Origin of the sequence: Kribbella sp. NBC_00382 (genome assembly GCF_036067295.1) — a bacterium.
GTDB lineage: Bacteria > Actinomycetota > Actinomycetes > Propionibacteriales > Kribbellaceae > Kribbella.
The window spans coordinates 1,887,110-1,905,251 of the sequence record NZ_CP107954.1; the positions used below are offsets into that span (position 1 = coordinate 1,887,110).

General features: G+C 67.6%; 16 protein-coding genes. 4 read left to right on the forward strand and 12 right to left on the reverse strand.

Annotation, left to right across the window (positions count from 1 at the left end; translation table 11 throughout):
* Positions 1-3 precede the first annotated feature (3 nt).
* Positions 4-447, forward strand: coding sequence for a MarR family winged helix-turn-helix transcriptional regulator (locus OHA70_RS09420; RefSeq protein WP_328330697.1), 444 nt, complete (start codon positions 4-6; stop codon positions 445-447).
* Positions 448-476: 29 nt separating this feature from the next.
* The gene (locus OHA70_RS09425; RefSeq protein WP_328330699.1) at positions 477-1,628 is read left to right on the forward strand and encodes a pyridoxal phosphate-dependent aminotransferase; all 1,152 of its coding nucleotides are present in this window, start codon (positions 477-479) and stop codon (positions 1,626-1,628) included.
* Between the two features lie 144 nt (positions 1,629-1,772).
* Here the strand turns inward: OHA70_RS09425 and OHA70_RS09430 are convergent, their stop codons facing one another.
* From OHA70_RS09430 to OHA70_RS09460, 7 genes are all read right to left on the reverse strand, one after another.
* Complete coding sequence (locus tag OHA70_RS09430) at positions 1,773-2,372, reverse strand: hypothetical protein (protein ID WP_328330701.1); 600 nt, start codon at positions 2,370-2,372, stop codon at positions 1,773-1,775.
* A 197-nt stretch (positions 2,373-2,569) separates the two neighbouring features.
* Positions 2,570-2,923: an ArsC/Spx/MgsR family protein gene (locus OHA70_RS09435; RefSeq protein WP_328330703.1), complete on the reverse strand. Its 354-nt coding sequence runs from the start codon at positions 2,921-2,923 to the stop codon at positions 2,570-2,572.
* The gene (locus tag OHA70_RS09440) at positions 2,923-3,474 is read right to left on the reverse strand and encodes a hypothetical protein (protein WP_328330705.1); all 552 of its coding nucleotides are present in this window, start codon (positions 3,472-3,474) and stop codon (positions 2,923-2,925) included. The genes OHA70_RS09435 and OHA70_RS09440 overlap by 1 nt, the downstream gene beginning before the upstream one ends.
* A 233-nt stretch (positions 3,475-3,707) precedes the next feature.
* Entirely contained in the window at positions 3,708-6,287 is a 2,580-nt protein-coding gene (clpB, locus tag OHA70_RS09445; RefSeq protein WP_328330707.1) for an ATP-dependent chaperone ClpB, read from the reverse strand.
* 166 nt (positions 6,288-6,453) lie between these two features.
* On the reverse strand, positions 6,454-7,719 hold the full coding sequence (locus OHA70_RS09450) for a hypothetical protein (protein WP_328330709.1): 1,266 nt from the start codon (positions 7,717-7,719) through the stop codon (positions 6,454-6,456).
* A gap of 87 nt (positions 7,720-7,806) precedes the next feature.
* Positions 7,807-8,508, reverse strand: coding sequence for a response regulator transcription factor (locus OHA70_RS09455; protein ID WP_328330711.1), 702 nt, complete (start codon positions 8,506-8,508; stop codon positions 7,807-7,809).
* Positions 8,505-10,403: a sensor histidine kinase gene (locus OHA70_RS09460; RefSeq protein ID WP_328330713.1), complete on the reverse strand. Its 1,899-nt coding sequence runs from the start codon at positions 10,401-10,403 to the stop codon at positions 8,505-8,507. Before OHA70_RS09460 ends, OHA70_RS09455 begins: the two co-directional genes overlap by 4 nt.
* Positions 10,404-10,546: 143 nt before the next feature.
* On the opposite strand from OHA70_RS09460, the gene OHA70_RS09465 reads away from it, so the two are divergent.
* Positions 10,547-11,749 (forward strand): glycosyltransferase 87 family protein, encoded by a 1,203-nt coding sequence (locus tag OHA70_RS09465; RefSeq protein ID WP_328330715.1) that lies wholly within the window; start codon positions 10,547-10,549, stop codon positions 11,747-11,749.
* The gene (locus tag OHA70_RS09470) at positions 11,746-12,906 is read left to right on the forward strand and encodes a glycosyltransferase 87 family protein (RefSeq protein ID WP_328330717.1); all 1,161 of its coding nucleotides are present in this window, start codon (positions 11,746-11,748) and stop codon (positions 12,904-12,906) included. The genes OHA70_RS09465 and OHA70_RS09470 overlap by 4 nt, the downstream gene beginning before the upstream one ends.
* Here OHA70_RS09470 and OHA70_RS09475 read toward each other — a convergent pair.
* The 5 genes from OHA70_RS09475 to dnaK form a co-directional block, all read right to left on the reverse strand.
* On the reverse strand, positions 12,852-13,388 hold the full coding sequence (locus OHA70_RS09475) for a GNAT family N-acetyltransferase (RefSeq protein WP_328330719.1): 537 nt from the start codon (positions 13,386-13,388) through the stop codon (positions 12,852-12,854). The genes OHA70_RS09470 and OHA70_RS09475 overlap by 55 nt on opposite strands.
* A gap of 299 nt (positions 13,389-13,687) precedes the next feature.
* A complete protein-coding gene (locus OHA70_RS09480; protein WP_328330721.1) occupies positions 13,688-14,146 on the reverse strand; it encodes a heat shock protein transcriptional repressor HspR in 459 nt (152 codons plus the stop codon).
* A complete protein-coding gene (gene dnaJ / locus OHA70_RS09485; protein ID WP_328330723.1) occupies positions 14,146-15,321 on the reverse strand; it encodes a molecular chaperone DnaJ in 1,176 nt (391 codons plus the stop codon). Before dnaJ ends, OHA70_RS09480 begins: the two co-directional genes overlap by 1 nt.
* Before the next feature lie 29 nt (positions 15,322-15,350).
* A complete protein-coding gene (gene grpE, locus OHA70_RS09490) occupies positions 15,351-16,040 on the reverse strand; it encodes a nucleotide exchange factor GrpE (RefSeq protein ID WP_328330725.1) in 690 nt (229 codons plus the stop codon).
* Positions 16,037-17,923 (reverse strand): molecular chaperone DnaK, encoded by a 1,887-nt coding sequence (gene dnaK / locus OHA70_RS09495; RefSeq protein WP_328335075.1) that lies wholly within the window; start codon positions 17,921-17,923, stop codon positions 16,037-16,039. The genes grpE and dnaK overlap by 4 nt, the downstream gene beginning before the upstream one ends.
* Between the last annotated feature and the right edge of the window lie 219 nt (positions 17,924-18,142).

Here is an 18,142-nt window from a genome sequence, read left to right on the forward strand (position 1 = left end):
GGCATGGATTCCGTGGATGAAGGCATGTGCGTCACCTTCCTGGTGCGCCACGCCTGGCTGAGCATGCGCTCGGCAGTCGCCGCCGCGCTGGCCGAGCACGACCTGTCCGTCCAGCAGTACGGCACCCTGCTGGTCCTGCGCGAAGCCCCCGGCCAGACGATCGCCGACGTGGGCCGCAAGGTCGGTACGGCCCGCCAGTCAGCGAACGAACTCATCACCGGCATGGAACGAGCCGGCCTCCTGGAACGCCGCGCCAACCCCACCGACCGCCGCTCCCAACAGATCTACCTCACCGACTCCGGCCTCGCCCGCCTCGCCAAAGCGAGCCCCGCAGTACGAGCCGTCGAAGCAGACCTAGAAGCCGACTTCACCCCCACCGACCGAGCCGCCGCCCGCGCCTGGCTAACCCGAATGGTCAACACCGAAGTACCAATCGACGAGGCGTAGGCCGCGGCGGGTCGGGTTAGGGTCGGGGTATGCGCGAACAGGCTGTGCGGTTGCAGGGGCTGGGGACGACGATCTTTGCGGAGATGTCGGCGTTGGCGGTGCGGACTGGGTCGGTCAACCTGGGGCAAGGGTTTCCGGACACTGATGGGCCGGACTCGTTGCTCGAGGATGCGATCGCGGCGATCCGGGGTGGGGCGAACCAGTACCCGCCCGGGCGCGGCATCCCCGCGTTGCGGCAGGCGATTGTGGATCACCAGCAGCGGTTCTATGGGTTGTCGTACGACCCGGATACCGAGGTGCTCGTCACCACCGGCGCGACCGAGGCGATCGCGGCGGCGCTGCTCGCGTACGTCGAACCGGGTGACGAGGTGATCGCACTCGAGCCGTACTACGACTCGTACGCCGCCTGTATTGCAATGGCCGGCGGACGTCGCGTACCGGTCACCTTGCGGGCGCCCGACTTCCGGCTCGATCTCGACGAGCTTCGCGCCGCCGTCACGCCGCGCACCAAGGTGCTGCTGATCAATTCGCCGCACAACCCGACCGGCACAGTCCTCGACGACACCGAGCTGCGCGGCATCGCGTCGATCGCGGTCGAGCACGATCTGGTTGTCATCACGGATGAGGTCTACGAGCATTTGATCTTCGACGGCTTGCAGCACCGGCCGCTCACGGCGTACGAGGGAATGGCCGAGCGCACCGTCTCGATCGGCAGCGCGGGCAAGACCTTCTCGGTCACCGGCTGGAAGATCGGCTGGGTCACCGGTAGCCCCTCGGTGGTGACCGCGGTCAACACCGCCAAGCAGTTCCTCACCTACGTCTCCGGCGCCCCGTTCCAGCCGGCCGTCGCCGGAGCACTTGCCCTAGGCAACGAGTACTTCGACACCCTGCGCTCCACCATGCAAGCCAAACGCGACCTCCTCTGCGACGGCCTGCAATCCTTGGGCTTCGGCGTCCACCGCCCCCAAGGCACCTACTTCGTCACCACCGACATCCGCCCCTTAGGCCACACCGACGGCATCGACTTCTGCCGCATGCTCCCCGAACGCGCCGGCGTAGTAGCCATCCCCACCCAAGTCTTCTACGACAACACCGAAGCCGGCCGCCCCCTGGTCCGCTGGGCCTTCTGCAAGAAGCCAGAGGTCCTACAAGAAGCCCTATCCCGCCTAACCAAACTCTGACGCAATCTGCCCCAACCTGCCCCACCAACGGACGTGACAGCCCACCCGCCGCCGTGTAAGACTTGCATCAGCTCGCCACGGGCTCCTTGGTGAGAAGTGAAGCTGGGATTCCCTCCGGATGAAGGGGCCCAGCTTTCGCGCTTTCTAGCGCACCTCCACGTGTCTGATGTCAACCGATTCGGACAACGTGAGCAGCCATCTAGGCTCACCCAGCTGCGCGGCCGTCACAGCACCCGCCACCACATCCGGCAGCCAGAGCATCGGCTCCTGAACAGGTCTGGCGAAGTCAATCGCCAGGTTGTAGGAGAGCAGTCCCTTGCGTCTGGCGCTGTCCACCAGCCGCCGATCACGGCTGTCCGGTACCGCCTGGCGCGACTCGAACCACGCCTGGGTGACGCCGAACCCATCCAGCTCGTAGAGGAGACACTCGAGGCAGCAGCGCCTAGCGCGCTCCTGCTTCGTCCGATGGACCGGCATCCCCAACGCGACGATCGCGGCGATGTCCAACCCGGCGATCGCATGAGCGATCTGATCACGCCGCTTCTCCGACTCCGCAACCCAGTGCAGCCGGACGACTTTGCGCTCCCTCAAGCCCCGCAACGCATCGCGTAGCCCTTCGGTCGCTGACGAATCCGCAATGACAGACGCAAGCGCGTAAGCCCCCGGCTGGTAGTCATCTCCGACGATGATCGACTCGTCGATCCAGGCGGAGAGGGCGGAAGCAGGCGACTGTTTGCTGAGCATCTCGGGATGATGCAGCGCCAGAGCCCGAAGTGCGGGGAGCCACTCGGTGGGCAGACCGGGGCAGCCTCGGGGCAGATCAGAATCGCGAGTGGAAGCCGAATCGCCTTGTGTGTAAGACTTTTGATAGCTCCCTAGGGCTCCTTGTGGAGAAGTGAAGCTGGGATTCCCTCCGGACGGTGGGGCCCAGCTTTCGCGTTCTATTCGCCTAGTAGGCGGGCGAGGGTTTCTGGGTCTCGGGCGATGGCTGTGGTGCCGTCGTCGGTGGTGAGGATGGGGCGTTGGATGAGGATGGGGTTGGTGATCAGGGCCTCGATCCAGTCGGCGCGGTGGAAGTCGTCCATGGGGAGGTGGGCGACGGCTTTGGCGGCTGGTTCGCTTAGGCGGGTTATGTGCCAGGGGGCCAAGTTCAGGCGGGTCAGGACCGCTTCCAGTTCGGCTGCGGTGGGTGGGTCGTCCAGGTAGCGGCGGACTGTATAGGCGACACCGGCTTCGTCCAATGCGGTGGTGGCTGCTTGGCATTTGGAGCAGGACGGGTTGATCCAGATCTCCATCAGCGGGGGCCGTTGAACCAGCGTTTGGTGGGTTCTTGGAGCATTAGGTAAAGGAGGGTGGCGTGGAGGGCTACGCCGAGGATTGAGGCTGGTAGGGCGGTGATGCCGCCGGCTATGCCTAGGACGGCGACCACGAGCAGTAGGGTGCGGGCCCAGCGGCGGCGTTGGCGGAGGAAGAACGCCGGTAGCAGGTAGAAGGCGCTGCTGATTAGGACGGCGGCTACGACTACGCCTTTGGCGGATGGGTCGCCGGTAAGGGTTTTCGCGATCTCCGAGCCCGCCGAGGTGAGCATGAAGAGGCCGAGGAGGACGCAGAGTACGCCTAGGGCTAGGGAGATCGCGGCGGCGATCTTCACCTGCTTCGGGGGTACGACGCCCGGGCCGGGCACCGAGGAGTACGGGTTCTGGCCGAAGGAACCGCCGTACGGGCCGGGTTGTCCGCCGTACGGCGTCTGCTGTGGTGGCGGTTGCTGCCCGGCCGAGCCGAAGGCGCCCTGATACGGCCCCGGCTGATCGTCGGCAGACCCAGGCCTGCCGTACTGGTCGCTCATCTCCTACACAGTTCCTTCCACCAGGTACCCCTCCCCCGATCCTCCCAGACCCATGCAAAGCGCAGGTGGATGCGGGGTTGCCCGGCCCACTGGCAGGTTCTTGAGCCGCTGGCGTCAAGCATCACGCCAGCGGCACCAAAACCTGCTAGCGAACGGCGGCTGGGACCCCCGGCGACACGAAACGCCATGCGCCCCGGATCGGGGGATCCGGGGCCGCATAGTGGATGCCAGCGTCAGGCGGAGGTGACCTCCAGCGTGTCCTTCGCCTCGCTGAGGCGGACGTGGACCGTGTCGCCGTCCCGGATGGTGCCGGAGAGCAGACCGCGGGCCAACTCGTCACCGATGGCCGACTGGACCAGGCGTCGCAGCGGGCGGGCGCCGTAGACCGGGTCGTAGCCGGTCATGGCCAGCCACTCCATCGCGTCCTCGCCGACGTCGAGCGTGATCCGCCGATCCACCAGGCGCTTCTGCAGGGCGACGATCTGGAGGCCGACGATCTTGGTCAGTTCCTCCGAGCCGAGCGCGTCGAACAGGACGATCTCGTCGAGCCGGTTGATGAACTCCGGCTTGAACGCCTGCCGGACCACGTTCATCACCTGGTCGCGCTTGACCGAGTCCTCGACCGACATGTCCGCCAGGTACGCCGAACCCAGGTTGCTGGTCAGCACCAGGATGACGTTGCGGAAGTCGACCGTCCGGCCCTGGCCATCGGTGAGCCGCCCGTCGTCGAGCACCTGCAGCAGGATGTCGAAGACCTCGGGATGCGCCTTCTCCACCTCGTCGAGCAGGATCACGGAGTACGGACGACGCCGCACCGCCTCGGTCAGCTGGCCGCCTTCCTCGTAGCCGACGTAGCCCGGAGGCGCACCGACCAGCCGCGACACGCTGTGCTTCTCCCCGTACTCCGACATGTCGATCCGCACCATCGCGCGCTCGTCGTCGAAGAGGAAGTCCGCCAGCGCCTTCGCCAGCTCCGTCTTACCCACACCCGTCGGACCCAGGAACAGGAACGACCCCGTCGGCCGATCCGGGTCGGAGATCCCGGCCCGGGCACGCCGAACGGCATCGCTGACGGCCTTGACCGCCTCACGCTGACCGATCAGCCGGCGACCCAGCTCGTCCTCCATCCGGAGCAGCTTGCCGGTCTCGCCCTCGAGCAGCCGGCCGGTCGGGATGCCGGTCCACATCGCGATCACCTCGGCGATCTCGGTCGGCCCGACCTCCTCGTTGACCATCGCGTCCGGTCCGTCGACGACGGGTTGCTCCGAAGCCTCTTCCAGCTCCTTCGCCAGCTGCGGAAGCTCGCCGTACAGGATCCGGGAGGCGGTCTCGAAGTCGCCGTCGCGCTGGGCCCGCTCGGCCTGGCCGCGCAGCTCGTCGATCCGTTCCTTGATCTCGCCGACCCGGTTCAGGCCGGACTTCTCCTTCTCCCAGCGGGCCTCGAGCGCGCGCAGCTCCTCCTCGCGGTCCGCGAGGTCGGCGCGCAGCCGGGCCAGCCGGTCCTGCGACGAGGCGTCCTCCTCACGCGACAGCGCGAGCTCCTCCATCTTCAGCCGGTCGACGGTACGCCGGAGCGAGTCGATCTCGACCGGCGACGAGTCGATCTCCATCCGCAGCCGGGAGGCCGCCTCGTCGACCAGGTCGATCGCCTTGTCGGGCAGCTGCCGGCCGGTGATGTACCGGTTGGACAGCGTCGCGGCCGCCACCAGCGCGGAGTCGGAGATGGCGACCTTGTGGTGCGCCTCGTACCGCTCCTTCAGCCCGCGCAGGATCGCGATCGAGTCCTCGACCGACGGCTCACCGACGAACACCTGCTGGAACCGTCGCTCCAGCGCCGGGTCCTTCTCGATCCGGGTCCGGTACTCGTCCAGCGTGGTCGCGCCGATCATCCGCAGCTCGCCGCGCGCCAGCATCGGCTTCAGCATGTTGCCGGCGTCCATCGCACCCTCGCCGGACGCGCCCGCGCCGACGACCGTGTGCAGCTCGTCGATGAACGTGATGACCTGGCCGTCCGATTCCTTGATCTCGGTCAGCACGGCCTTCAGCCGCTCCTCGAACTCACCCCGGTACTTCGCTCCGGCGACCATCGCCCCAAGATCCAGGCTGATCAACCGCCGCCCGCGCAGCGACTCGGGTACGTCACCCGCGACGATCCGCTGAGCCAGTCCCTCGACCACGGCCGTCTTGCCGACGCCGGGCTCACCGATCAGTACCGGGTTGTTCTTCGTACGCCGGGACAGCACCTGAACCACGCGCCGGATCTCCGAGTCGCGCCCGATCACAGGGTCGAGCTTGCCGTCCCGGGCCCGCTCGGTCAGGTCGACGCCGTACTTCTCCAGCGTCTTCGTGGTGCCCTCAGCCTCCGGCGAGGTGATCCGCCGATTGCCGCGCATCGAGTCGAACGCCTGCAGCAGCGCGTCGGCCGTCACGCCCAGCGCGGTCTGCGCGACCCCCTCGACGGTGGCGAGCGAGATCAGCAGGTGCTCGGTGGAGACGAACTCGTCCCCCAGCCCCAGCGCCCGCTGCTCAGCCTGGTTGAGCACGTCGCTCGTCTTCGGCGACAGGCTCGGCGCTTGCACGCTGCCTCCGCTCGCCTTGGGCAAGCGGCCCATCGCCTCCGCCGTGCGGCGGCGTACTGCGTCGAGGTCACCGCCCGCAGCCTCGAGGAGACCGACAGTGGTCCCCTCCGGCTGCGCGAGCAGCGCCGACAGCAGGTGAATCGGTTCCACGGTCGGGTTGCCGGCCGCAGACGTCTGACGGATCGCGACCGACAGGGTTTCCCGGGCCAGCGTCGTCAACCGCTGAACATCCATCTGGTTCCAGCCTTTCAAGCTCAGTTACAGGTCCTACCAGAGACAACCTATCCAAACTTGAGTCCATTCCACTCAACTCTGCCAAAACCTGGGGATAACTCAGGGACAACCCGAGCCTGGGCGCGCGAAAAGGGGTGCGCGCGACCACGGCGCCCACCCCAGAGATTCAGGACTGGTAAGCGCCTGCGTCCCAGCTGACCACGCCGGCCAGCGACTTGCCCGCGAGGTCGTACGCGAAGCCGGAATTCTCACCTCTCCCGAGAGCCGGACTGCCGGCCTTCGGGCGCAGGTTAGTGGCGCTGGTGAAGAGCGGATCAGCCTTCACCGAGTGCGGGCCGAGCGTGAACTGGTACTGGCTCCCGGAGTACACACCGCGGTCCTCGTCCGCGCTGTCGGCCGGGTTGCCAGTGTCGAAGGCGTCCTCGTAGCCCACCTTCTTGCCGACCTTGATGAGGTTGCTGTGCAGCTTGAGGATGCCCGCGCCACAGCCCTCGTCACAGCTGAAGCCATCGCCGTTGGGCAGATAGACGGAGTTGTTCACCGCCACCGTGCCGCGCACCGGGCCGATCTCGCTACCCGCTCCACGGGTGACCAGGAAGCCACCCTGCGCCTTGGTGGAGGTGACGCTGTTGTAGCCGAACACGTTGCCGTCCGCGGTCTTGCCGGTACCGTTCCGGCCGAGCTCCGTGAACGTCTCGTTGTCGGCGGTCGTGTTGTACTCGATCCGGTTCCGGTTGCCGTTGAAGATCTCGACCGCGGCCCCGTCGAAACCGTAGTCGTAGCTGAACGCGTACTGCCCGGTGATCACGTTCCGGCTGATCACGTTGTCGTTGCCGTGCACCAGGAAACCGAACGCCCCGGCGTCGTCGTCGGGGTCCACATTCTTCGGCGTCAGCACGCTCATCTTGGTGTTGTCCTTGATCGTGCTCCACTTGATCGTGTTGCCGTCCGAGCCGTCGACGATCGAGACCCCGGCGGCGTTGCCGTCGGCCTGGACGGTGTCCATCACGATGTGGTCGCCGAACAGCTCGAAGCCGGCCCACTCGCAGTTGCTCGCGCGCAGGTCGCCGATGGACCAGTACGAGCCGGTGATCTTCACGCAGTCGGTGACCGGCCCGCCGACGACGGGCAGGTTCCCGCTGCCGTAGGCCCCGACGACGATCGGGGCCGCGGCGGTCCCCGAGCTCGACAAGGTGAGGGTGCCGGTCCACGATCCGCCGCGCTTGAAGCTGATCGTGTCGCCGGGCTGGAAGGCGAAGCCGTTGACCTTGGCCAGGCTGCGCCAGGCTGTCGTAGTACTGGTACCGGCGGCGGAATCGCTGCCGGCAGAGGAGTCGACGAAGTAGGTGTTGGTGGCGGCGTGCGCGGTTGCCGGTGCTGTCAGGAGGGCGGCGGACAGGGCAAGTGCAGGTACTGCGGCTAGCTTTCGCATGCGATCCTCGTTCTTCACGGGGTGCTGGCTGCAGCGGCGTCGCAGTTATCTTTCCGGGTTTCCGACCCACCCGTCAACGCTTGACATTCACCGCTGGCCCGCGGTCACCAGGCCCGCGTCGTAGGCCAGGATCACCGCCTGGACCCGGTCGCGCAGGCCGGTCTTCGCGAGCATCCGGCTGACGTGCGTCTTGACCGTGTGTTCGGTCAGGTGCAGCCCGGCCGCGATCTCGGCGTTCGAGTTGCCCTTGGCAACCAAGATGAGGACCTCGCGCTCGCGGGCGGTCAGTACGTCGAGTTGCGCCGCGACCGATGGATCGAGGCTGTTGTCGGCGAACCGGTCGATCAGCCGCCTGGTCACCGGTGGCGCGAGCAACGCGTCGCCGGCCGCGATCACCCGGACCGCGTTGATCAACTCGTCCCGCGAGGACCGCTTGAGCAGAAAGCCGCTGGCACCGGCGCGCAGCGCGTCGTACACGTACTCGTCGAGGTCGAACGTCGTCAGGATCAGCACCCGCGGCGCGTTCACCTGCGCAGCCAGTCGCCTGGTCGCCTCGATCCCGTCCATCACCGGCATGCGTACGTCCATCAGCACGACCCCGAGGTCGAGCACCGCCGCCGCCTTCCGGATCGCGTCCGCGCCGTCGACTGCCTGCGCGACCACCTCGATATCCGGCTGACCGTCCAGGATCATCGCGATCCCGTCCCGCACCAGATCCTGGTCGTCCACGACCATCACCTTGATCGCCGGCGACTCACCAGCCACGATCGGCGCCGCCCCGTCGCTCACTGGCCCACCTTCGCGGCAACGCCGACCGGGATCCACGCCTGTACGACCGTCCCCGCACCCGGCGCCGTCTGAATGTCGAGAGTGCCGCGATGGATCCGCACTCGCTCGCGCATCCCAGCGAGCCCATGCCGACTGCCCCTGCGCGCCGCCACGAGATCGAACCCGTGCCCGTCGTCCGTCACCGTCACAGCGATCCCCTCGGCGCTGACCTTCACGGCCACCACGACTCTCGTCGCCTCCGCGTGCTTCGCCACATTGGTCAACGCCTCCTGCACCAGCCGGTACGCCGTGAGCTGGTGACCTGCAGGCGGTACGCCGGGATCGCCGTCCAACTCCAACTCGACCGAGAGCCGGTCGTGCGACACGTCCCGCACCAATTGTCTGAGCTCCGCCAGCCCCGGCTGCGGCGCCAACTGTGGATCCGGCACCCCGTCAGCATCCCGCAACGCCGACAGCAACCGGTCCAACTCGCCGAGCGCCCGTCGCCCGGTGTCGCCGATTCGCTGGAATCCCTCCAGCACGTCCCGATCCCCACGCTGCAACAGATCCGGCCCGGTCTCCGCCTGGATCACCATCAGATTGACCGCGTGCGCAACCACATCGTGCAGGTCGCGCGCGATGTTCGAGCGCTCGGTGAGCACGACCTGCGCCGCGTCCTGCTCCTCGCTACGCCGCTCCAGCTCCGCTTCACGCGCCGCGGCAACCCGGTTCCGCCGATAGAGCCGAGCCAGTACTCCGGCAGCCACCGCCAACGCCAACGCGGCCGACAGCAGGACCGGCCACTGGTGATCGACCATGATCTCGTACGGGAAGTTGCGCAGCCGGCCGGTGAAGCCGTCCCAGTCCAGATACCCCTTCAGCTCCGGGAAGATGAGCTTCATCTGCGAGTACCGGATCAGCTCGGCGATGACCGGCAGCGCACCCAGCACGACCGTTGCCACTGGCAAGGAAACCCTGATCTGCCGGTTGGAGGCCAATGAGTACAGGGCGATCGCCAGCGCGCCGACCAGACTCCAACTGAACGAGGTCTGCCAGTACGCCAGCAAGGCGCCGATCGCGAGCACCACCACGGGAACGACCGGCCACTTGCGCCGTAGTACCAACGTCAGAGCCGAGAAGGCGATGGCATAGGTCATCCAGCCGGGCGCGGTCCACCACAGGCCCTTGGCGAGGTCCCGTCCGAGGTCCAGCAAGATCAAAGAGGTGGCCGCCATCGCCAGCACCGCATCGAGCGCGACCGTGGTCGGTACGAAGGCGCGAAGATCCTCGAAGCGCCCCCGGATGCCTCGCTCGACCACCGTGCGCCTGCGTGCGAGCCGGTAGACCAGACCCAGCACGCAGACTGCGAAGAGCGCGATCGAGAGCCAGGTCGGCCACTGCAGCGCCAGGATCCGGCTGTAGCTCCCCGGAGAGAAGTCGACGGCAGTGTTCGAGTAGTCGACCGCGCCGTCATAGATGGCTGGAAAGAGCCTGTCCGCGACGAATCCCCAGCTGACCTTGGCTGCGATGGGCAACGCGGTGATCACCGCGCCGGCCACCAGCGCCGTGACGAGTCGGCAGCGCGAGGCCAACGACCACAGGGCGAGCGCCGTCCCGGCCAGGAGTACGAAGTCGATGTCCCCGACCACGACCGAGCAGAAGGTACCGATCAGCAGCCCCACCGACGCGAGCACCGGATCCACTCGGCGGACGGCGATCAACGCGGGAGCGACCGCCAGGAACAGCTGGACCGCGAGCGATCCATGCGGCCAGCCCCCGTGCACCTTGATCAACTGCACCTGCGTGATCGCCAGCCCGATGACGGCCAGCGCGATATCGGCCTGGGTGCTCGCCAGGAAGGCTCTGAGCCGCCGCGCGCCGGTGCGCAGGCCGGCGGGCAAGGAGGGTCCTGTCACCCGTCCATTCTGCGACGACGGAGGGGCCCGCGCCGTCACTCTTTGGAGTGATGGCTTGTTGCGATCGGTCATCCGTTGCGGTGAGCAAGGAGGGCTCTTGACGGCGATGTGCGGGCAGGGGTCCGGCGGCGAGGCTCGAAAACATGACCACAAGTCCCGTTCTCGAGCCGGTGAAGACCCGGAACCTGCTGCCGTACTTCGCCCTGGCGGCCGTCGCGATCGTCGCTCTCTGTGTGGCGATCTGGCCCCCGTCGTCGTCGATGTCCGACCTGCGCGTGTACTACGCGGCGGCCAAGGGCTTCGTCGACGGCGAGGACATCTACACGATCCACCACAAGTACCCGGGGATGGGCCTCGGCTTCACCTACCCGCCATTCGCGGCGATGATCATGGCCCCGCTGGCGATCGGCCAGCACTTCGCCCGGGTACTGATGACCGTACTGTCGGCCATCTCCCTGATGACGATCGCCTTCGTCACCGTCCGCGCGGTCCGCCCGCAGTGGTCCAGGGACCGCGCTCTCACCGCCGGGCTGATCGTCGCGCCGCTGGGGCTGGCCCTCGAACCTGTACGGTCGACCTTCGGCATGGGCCAGATCAACCTGGTCCTGCTGGCGCTGCTCCTCGTCGATCTGCTCGGCCATACCCCGAAGCGGTTCCGGGGTGTGCTGATCGGTGTTGCCACCGGCATCAAACTGACGCCGGGCATCTTCATCGTCTTCCTGCTGGTCACGAAGCGCTTCCGCGAGGCCGCTGTCGCTACCGCCGCGACCGCGGGCACCCTGCTGCTCGGCTACCTCGTGATGCCCGGCCCGACAGTAGACTTCTGGACCCGCTACATCTTCGACCCGGGCCGCCCGGGGCCGGCGCACTACATCAGCAACCAGTCGATCCGCGGCGCGATCGCCCGGATCACCCACGGCTCGACCATGACCGCCCCGCTGTGGTTGCTCGGAGCAATGATCCTCGGTACCGCCGGCCTGCTGATCGCCCGCCGCCTGTACGCCGCAGGCCGACCGCTGGATGCCTTGGTGGCGACCGGCCTCACCGGACTGCTCGTCTCGCCGATCTCCTGGTCGAACCACTGGGTGTGGGCACTCCCCGCCGTCGCCGTGGTGTGGTCGTGGGCCGGTCGAAGCAAGGCGATGAAGGTGTTCGCCGGCGCGTGGACAGCCGTCTTCCTGGCCGGCCTGCCATGGCTCGCACCGTGGGCGCACGATCAGGAGTTCCACCACACCTTCCCACAAGCGCTGGTCGGCAACTCCTACGCCATCGCCGCAATCGCCTTCCTGGCAACAAGTCTGACCACGCTGGCCAGCCGGCCAGCCGCCGCGAAGGTGCTCGGATGACGGCGCTGTTGAACCGCCGCCTCCAAATCCTGATCCTCGCAGTCATCCTCACCCCGCTGCTCTACTTCAGCTGGTCGGGCAACGTCGATCTGAACGTCTACCGCACCGGCGGCTTCGCCTACCTCCACAACATCAGCCTCTACTCGGAAGAGTTCGGGCAACACGTCCCCTGGATCGCCCTGCCCTTCACCTATCCACCACTAGCCGCAGTGCTCTTCGTCCCGCTACATCTGCTCCCGATGCCTCTGGCCGACCTGGCCATGTGCGTCGGCAGCGCAGCGGCCCTGACAATCACGACATTGCTGGTCGCGTACCGGCTGCGCGGCTGGAACAAGCAAGCCATCACGCTCGGCCTGGCCGCAGCCGTCGCGGCCTTCGCGTTCGAACCGATCCGGTCGACGATCGGCTTCGGACAGATCAACCTCATGCTGATGGCCCTCGTTGCGCTGGACTGTCTGCTGCCTCAGACCCGCTGGCCGCGCGGCGTTCTGGTCGGCCTCGCTGCGGCGATCAAGCTCACGCCCGCCGTGTTCGTGGTCTATTTCCTGGTACGCCGGCAGTACCGCGAGGCAGCCGTTGCGGTGGCGACGTTCCTCGGCCTGGGCGTGCTCGGATTCGCGCTCGCGCCGACCGACTCCGCGAAGTACTGGTTCGGCGTGCTGCTCGACCCGGATCGGATCGGCGGGGCGACGTACGCCTACAACCAGAATTTCCAGGCGATCCTGCAACGCGTGATGAGCGACGGGCCGGTCCGGTCCCTGCTGTGGCTCGGGTTGGTGGCGGCGACCGGCGTACTGGCTGCGGTGGCTGCTCGCCGGGCGCGTGCGGCAGGTGATGACGTCCTCGCGCTGCTGGCGATCGCCACCTGGGGACTGCTCGCGTCACCGGTCAGCTGGTCGCACCACTGGGTGTGGATCGTCCCGGCTGCCCTGTACTTCGTAGTGCACCGGCGCTGGTGGATGCTGGCGGCAACCATCGTGTTCGCCGTCGGCCCGCACCAGTTCCTCGACCCGGAAGGCCGCCACTGGTCTTGGCCCGAGCAGGTCCTCGGCGCCAGTTACGCAGTACTGGGTCTGGCGTTCCTGGTCACCGTCGCGCTGCCTCAGCCTTTGAACTCCGAGGCGCGGATCCGGTACACCTGCAGGTTGAGGTCGTAGTACTTGTCGGTCTCGCCGACCCACTCCATCCCGAGCCGGGACGCGGTCGCGATGGCGCGCTTGTTGTTCGGCCGGGCGACCGCGAACAGCTCGTCGATCGAGCCCTCGTCGAACGCGTACTTCATCAGCGTCCGGCTGGCCTCGCTGGCGAACCCGTTGCCCCAGGCGCTCGGCCGCAACTGCCAGCCGATCTCCAGGTCCTCCTCGTACGGCGGCAGCAGCCGGATCAGCAGCCCGCCGACCACCTCGCCGTCGTCCTTCCGGGTCACCGCCCAGCGGCCGGCCGGTACGACGAAGTTCGGCTGGGCCTCGATCCAGGCCTGCAGGATGACCCGCATGGTCGCGGCATCGGTGACTTTGTCGATCGCCGGCGACAACCACTGAGCCACATCGGCCGAGCCGTAGATCTCCAGCGCGGCATCGGCATCGTCTTCTTCCCAGTCCCGGATCAGCAACCGGTCGGTCTGCAAGGTGAGCGTCACCTCGCCAGCGTATGCGGTGACCATGAACACCAAAAGGCAGAAGCCCCCGGACCGGGGTGGGTCCGGGGGCTCTGGCCGGGGGCCGTCTGGGGGGACGGCGCGCCCGGCACGGCCGGAGTCGTCTGGGGGAGAGACAGACTCCGGCGGGGGCCGGAGACACCTGAGGGGGTTCAGTGTCTCCGGGCGCCGGCAGCATCCGTGGATGCCGCCGGCCGAAGCCGGGCGCCTCGCGGGGGTTGAAGCGCCCGGAAGTCTTGGCCGATCTCTCCGGGAGCCTCGGGTGAGGCTCCCGGGGAGGATCAGCGTTGGCCCAGCTCGAGGGGCTGGGTGCGGATCCAGCGGGTGGTGGTCTGCTGGCGGCCCATGGCGATCACGTCGCCGGCCGGTCCCGCCGAGAAGACCCGGCTGCGCTGGGTCTGCTGGCGGGAGACGCCGACGCCACGCTGGACCTCGGCGAGGAGCTGGTTCACCCGGTGGCGCAGGCCCTCGACCTCCGACTGGAGCTCGAGGATGTGCCGGATCCCCGCCAGGTTCACCCCCTCCTCCTGGGAGAGGTGCTGCACGTACCGCAGCTTCGCCACGTCGTACGCCGAGTACCGCCGCCCGCGCCCACTCGCCCGGCTCGGCGTCACGAGCCCGAGCCGGTCGTACTGCCGCAAGGTCTGCGGGTGCATGCCGGCCAGTTGGGCCGCCACCGAGATCACGTAGATCGGGGTGCGGTCGTCCCAGGTCGGCACCTGGCTGAACGGGATGCCCATCAGGAACTCCCGAACAACCCGGCGCGCAGATCAGGCTGGGCCGAAGCGGTGTTGAACTCCTGCAGCTTCTCGCGCTGCTCGTCGGTCAACTCGTGCGGCACCTGCACCTCGATGGTCAGCAACAGGTCGCCCTTCGACCCGTCCCGGCGGACCGATCCCTTGCCGCGAACGCGCAACTTGCTGCCGTTCGCAGTACCGGCCGGGATCCGGACCGTCACCGGCAGGCCGTCGAGCGTCGGGACCTTGATCTCGGCGCCCAGCGCGGCCTCGGTGAAGCTCACCGGCACCGCCAGGGTCAGGTGCTCACCCTGCCGGCCGAAGATCCGGTGCGCCTTGACGTGCACGCTCACGTAGAGATCCCCTGCGGGTCCCCCACGCTCGCCTGCGGCGCCCTTGCCCTTGAGCCGGATCCGCTGACCGTCCTGCACGCCCGCGGGGATGCGGACCTGCATGGTCTTGCTCGACTGGCCGCGGCCGGAGCCGTGGCAGGTCTCGCAGGGCTGGTCGACAACCAGGCCACGACCCTTGCACTCGGTGCACGGCTCGGTCATCGCGAACACGCCACCCTGGACCGAGGTCTGCATGCCCGTGCCTTCGCACTTCAGGCAGACCTTCGGCACGGTCCCGTACTTCGCCCCGGTGCCGCGGCACGTCTTGCAGGGCTCGTCGCTGGTCATCCGGAGCGCGACGGTGACACCGTTGACGGCCTCGGCGAACTCGATCGTCGCCTCGGTCTCGATGTCGGCGCCACGCCTCGGGCGGGCCGTCGAGGTGGTGGTCGTCGTGCGGCCACCACCACCGAACATGCCGCCCAGGATGTCGCCGAGACCGCCGCCGCTGTTGGTCTGGCCGGAGCGGTTGAACAGGTCGCCGACGTCGAAGCCGAATCCCTGTCCGCCACCCTGACCGGCGCCACCCGGCATCCGGAAGCCACCACTGCCGAACAGCCGGCGGGCCTCGTCGTACTCCTTGCGCTTCTTGGCGTCCCCGACGACGTCGTACGCCTCGGAGACCTCCTTGAACTTGGCCTCGGCCGACGCGTCCCCGGCGTTGGAGTCCGGGTGGTACTTGCGCGCCAGCTTGCGGTAGGACTTCTTGATCTCGTCCTGCTCAGCCGTCTTGGAGACGCCGAGAACCTTGTAGAAGTCCTTCTCCAACCAGTCTTTCGTACTCATCGACGCCCCACCTCCTCGCTAAGAATGCCTTACTCCGTTGGCTTGCCGGCCTCGTCAGCATCGGCCTGGTCGGCCGGGAGCTGCTCGGTCGGTTCGGAGACCGCGACCCGGGCCGCGCGCAGGATCCGCTCGCCGAGGCGGTACCCCGGTTGCATCACCAGCGTCGCGGTCGGACCGTCGACCTCGTCGGAATAGTTGTGCAGCAGGGCCTCGTGGATCCGCGGGTCGAAGGCGTCCCCGATCTCGCCGTACTTCGTCAGGCCGAGCTTCTCGGTGACTCGCTCGACCGACTCGGCGACGGCCTTGAAGGCGCCTTCGAGTTCACCCGCCTCGCGGGCCCGGCCGATGTCGTCCAGCGTCTGCAGCAGTTCGGTCAGCACCGAGCCGATGACCAGCTCGCGGTTCGTCTCCCGGTCCCGGTCGACCCGGCGCTTGTAGTTCACGTACTCCGCCTGCAGTCGCTGCAGGTCGGCCGTACGCTCGGCAAGCGCCTCGGTCAGCAGGGCTTCCTGGGCCGACGGGCCGGCGATCAGGTCGGACGGATCACGCGGCGGCTGGGCGCCCGGCGTACCGGGCATCCCTGCTGCCGCGCCACCGGCGGGGGCGGCTGATTGCTCAGCCGGCTCCCGCAGGTTGCCCGTCTCCGGGTCGATCCGGCGCTTGTCCCGGACGACGGGGTCACCGTCGCCGAACTCGCTGCCTGGGTCGCGATCGGTCACTTGTCGTCCTCAGCCTGAGAAGATCCACTCTGCTTGTCCTGCGGACGCTCGTCGTCGACGATCTCGGCGTCGACGACACCGTCGTCGTCGTTGCTGCTGGAGTTGCTGTCGTCCGAGGACGCGCTCTCGTCGGACCCGCCGGCCGCCTGGGCGTTCGCGTACATCGCGGCACCCATCTTCTGGCTGGACTGGGACAGCTTCTCCGAGGCCGCCTTGATGGCCGCGTCGTCGGTGCCCTCGAGCGCCTTCTTCAGCTCCGCGACGCCGTCCTTGACCTCGGTCTTGACGTCGTCGGGGATCTTGTCCTCGTTCTCCTGCAGGAACTTCTCGGTCTGGTAGACCAAGCCCTCGGACTGGTTACGGGACTCGACCGCCTCGCGGCGCTGCCGGTCCTCCTCGGCGTACTGCTCGGCGTCGCGGACCATCTGGTCGATGTCGGTCTTCGGCAGCGCGGAGCCACCGGTCACCGTCATCCGCTGCTCCTTGCCGGTGGCCAGGTCCTTGGCATTGACGTGCACGATGCCGTTCGCGTCGATGTCGAAGGTGACCTCGATCTGCGGCACGTTGCGCGGCGCCGGCGGCAGGCCGGTCAGCTCGAAGTTGCCGAGCGACTTGTTGTCGCGGGCCATCTCGCGCTCGCCCTGGTAGACCTGGATCATCACCGACGGCTGGTTGTCCTCGGCGGTGGTGAAGATCTCCGAACCCTTGGTCGGGATCGTCGTGTTCCGCTCGATGATCTTGGTGAAGACGCCGCCCTTGGTCTCGATGCCCAGGCTCAGCGGGGTCACGTCGAGCAGCAGGACGTCCTTGACCTCACCCTTCAGCACACCGGCCTGCAGGCTGGCGCCGACGGCGACGACCTCGTCCGGGTTGACGCCCTTGTTCGGGTCCTTGCCACCGGTCAGTTCCTTGACCAGCTCGGCCACCGCGGGCATCCGGGTGGAGCCACCGACGAGGATGACGTGGTCGACCTTCGACACGTCCACGCCGGCGTCCTTGATGACGGCCTTGAACGGCGCGCGGGCGCGCTCGAGCAGGTCGTTCGTGAGCTTCTGGAACTCGGCCCGGGAGAGCTTCTCCTCCAGGTGCAGCGGGCCGGAGTCGGTCAGGCTCAGGTACGGAAGGTGGATGCTCGTCTCGGCGGCGCTGGAGAGCTCGATCTTGGCCTTCTCAGCGGCCTCCTGCAGACGCTGCATGGCCATCTTGTCGCCGGACAGGTCGGTGCCGTTCTTGTTCTTGAACTGCTTCACCAGCCAGTCGACGATGCGCAGGTCCCAGTCGTCACCACCGAGGTGGTTGTCACCACTGGTGGCCTTCACCTCGAAGACACCGTCGCCGATCTCGAGCAGCGACACGTCGAAGGTGCCGCCACCGAGGTCGAAGACCAGGATGGTCTGCTCGGTGCCCTTGTCCAGGCCGTACGCCAGCGCCGCCGCGGTGGGCTCGTTGACGATCCGGTGCACGTTCAGCCCGGCGATCTCGCCGGCCTCCTTGGTCGCCTGGCGCTGCGCGTCGGAGAAGTAGGCCGGCACGGTGATGACCGCGTCCGTGACCTGCTCCCCGAGGTACGCCTCGGCGTCCCGCTTCAGCTTCTGCAGCACGAAGGCGCTGATCTGCTGCGGGGTGAACTTCTTGCCGTCGATGCTGACCGACCAGTCCTCGCCCATGTGACGCTTGACGGACCGGATGGTGCGGTCGACGTTCGTGGTGGCCTGGCGCTTGGCCACCTCGCCGACCAGGACCTCGCCGTTCTTGGCGAAGGCCACGACCGAGGGCGTCGTGCGCGCTCCCTCGGCGTTGGGGATGACGGTGGGCTCGCCACCTTCCAGTACGGCGATGACGGAGTTCGTCGTACCGAGATCGATACCGACCGCGCGGGCCATGTGTGCTACCTCCACGAAGTTGAGTGATACAGACTCAAGTTTGCCTCCCGGCCTGTCCGGATTCAAATCGGACCGAGGGTCCAGATCCGCAGACTTGAGTTCACCTGGCTCAACATTGCACCACCGCCGGTCCATTCCCAACCCCGGCCCCCGAATTTCAGGGTTCGGGCCCGGTAAGGCCCTGATCGGACCCCTGCCGCGGAAGGGTCTCCGCGTGGG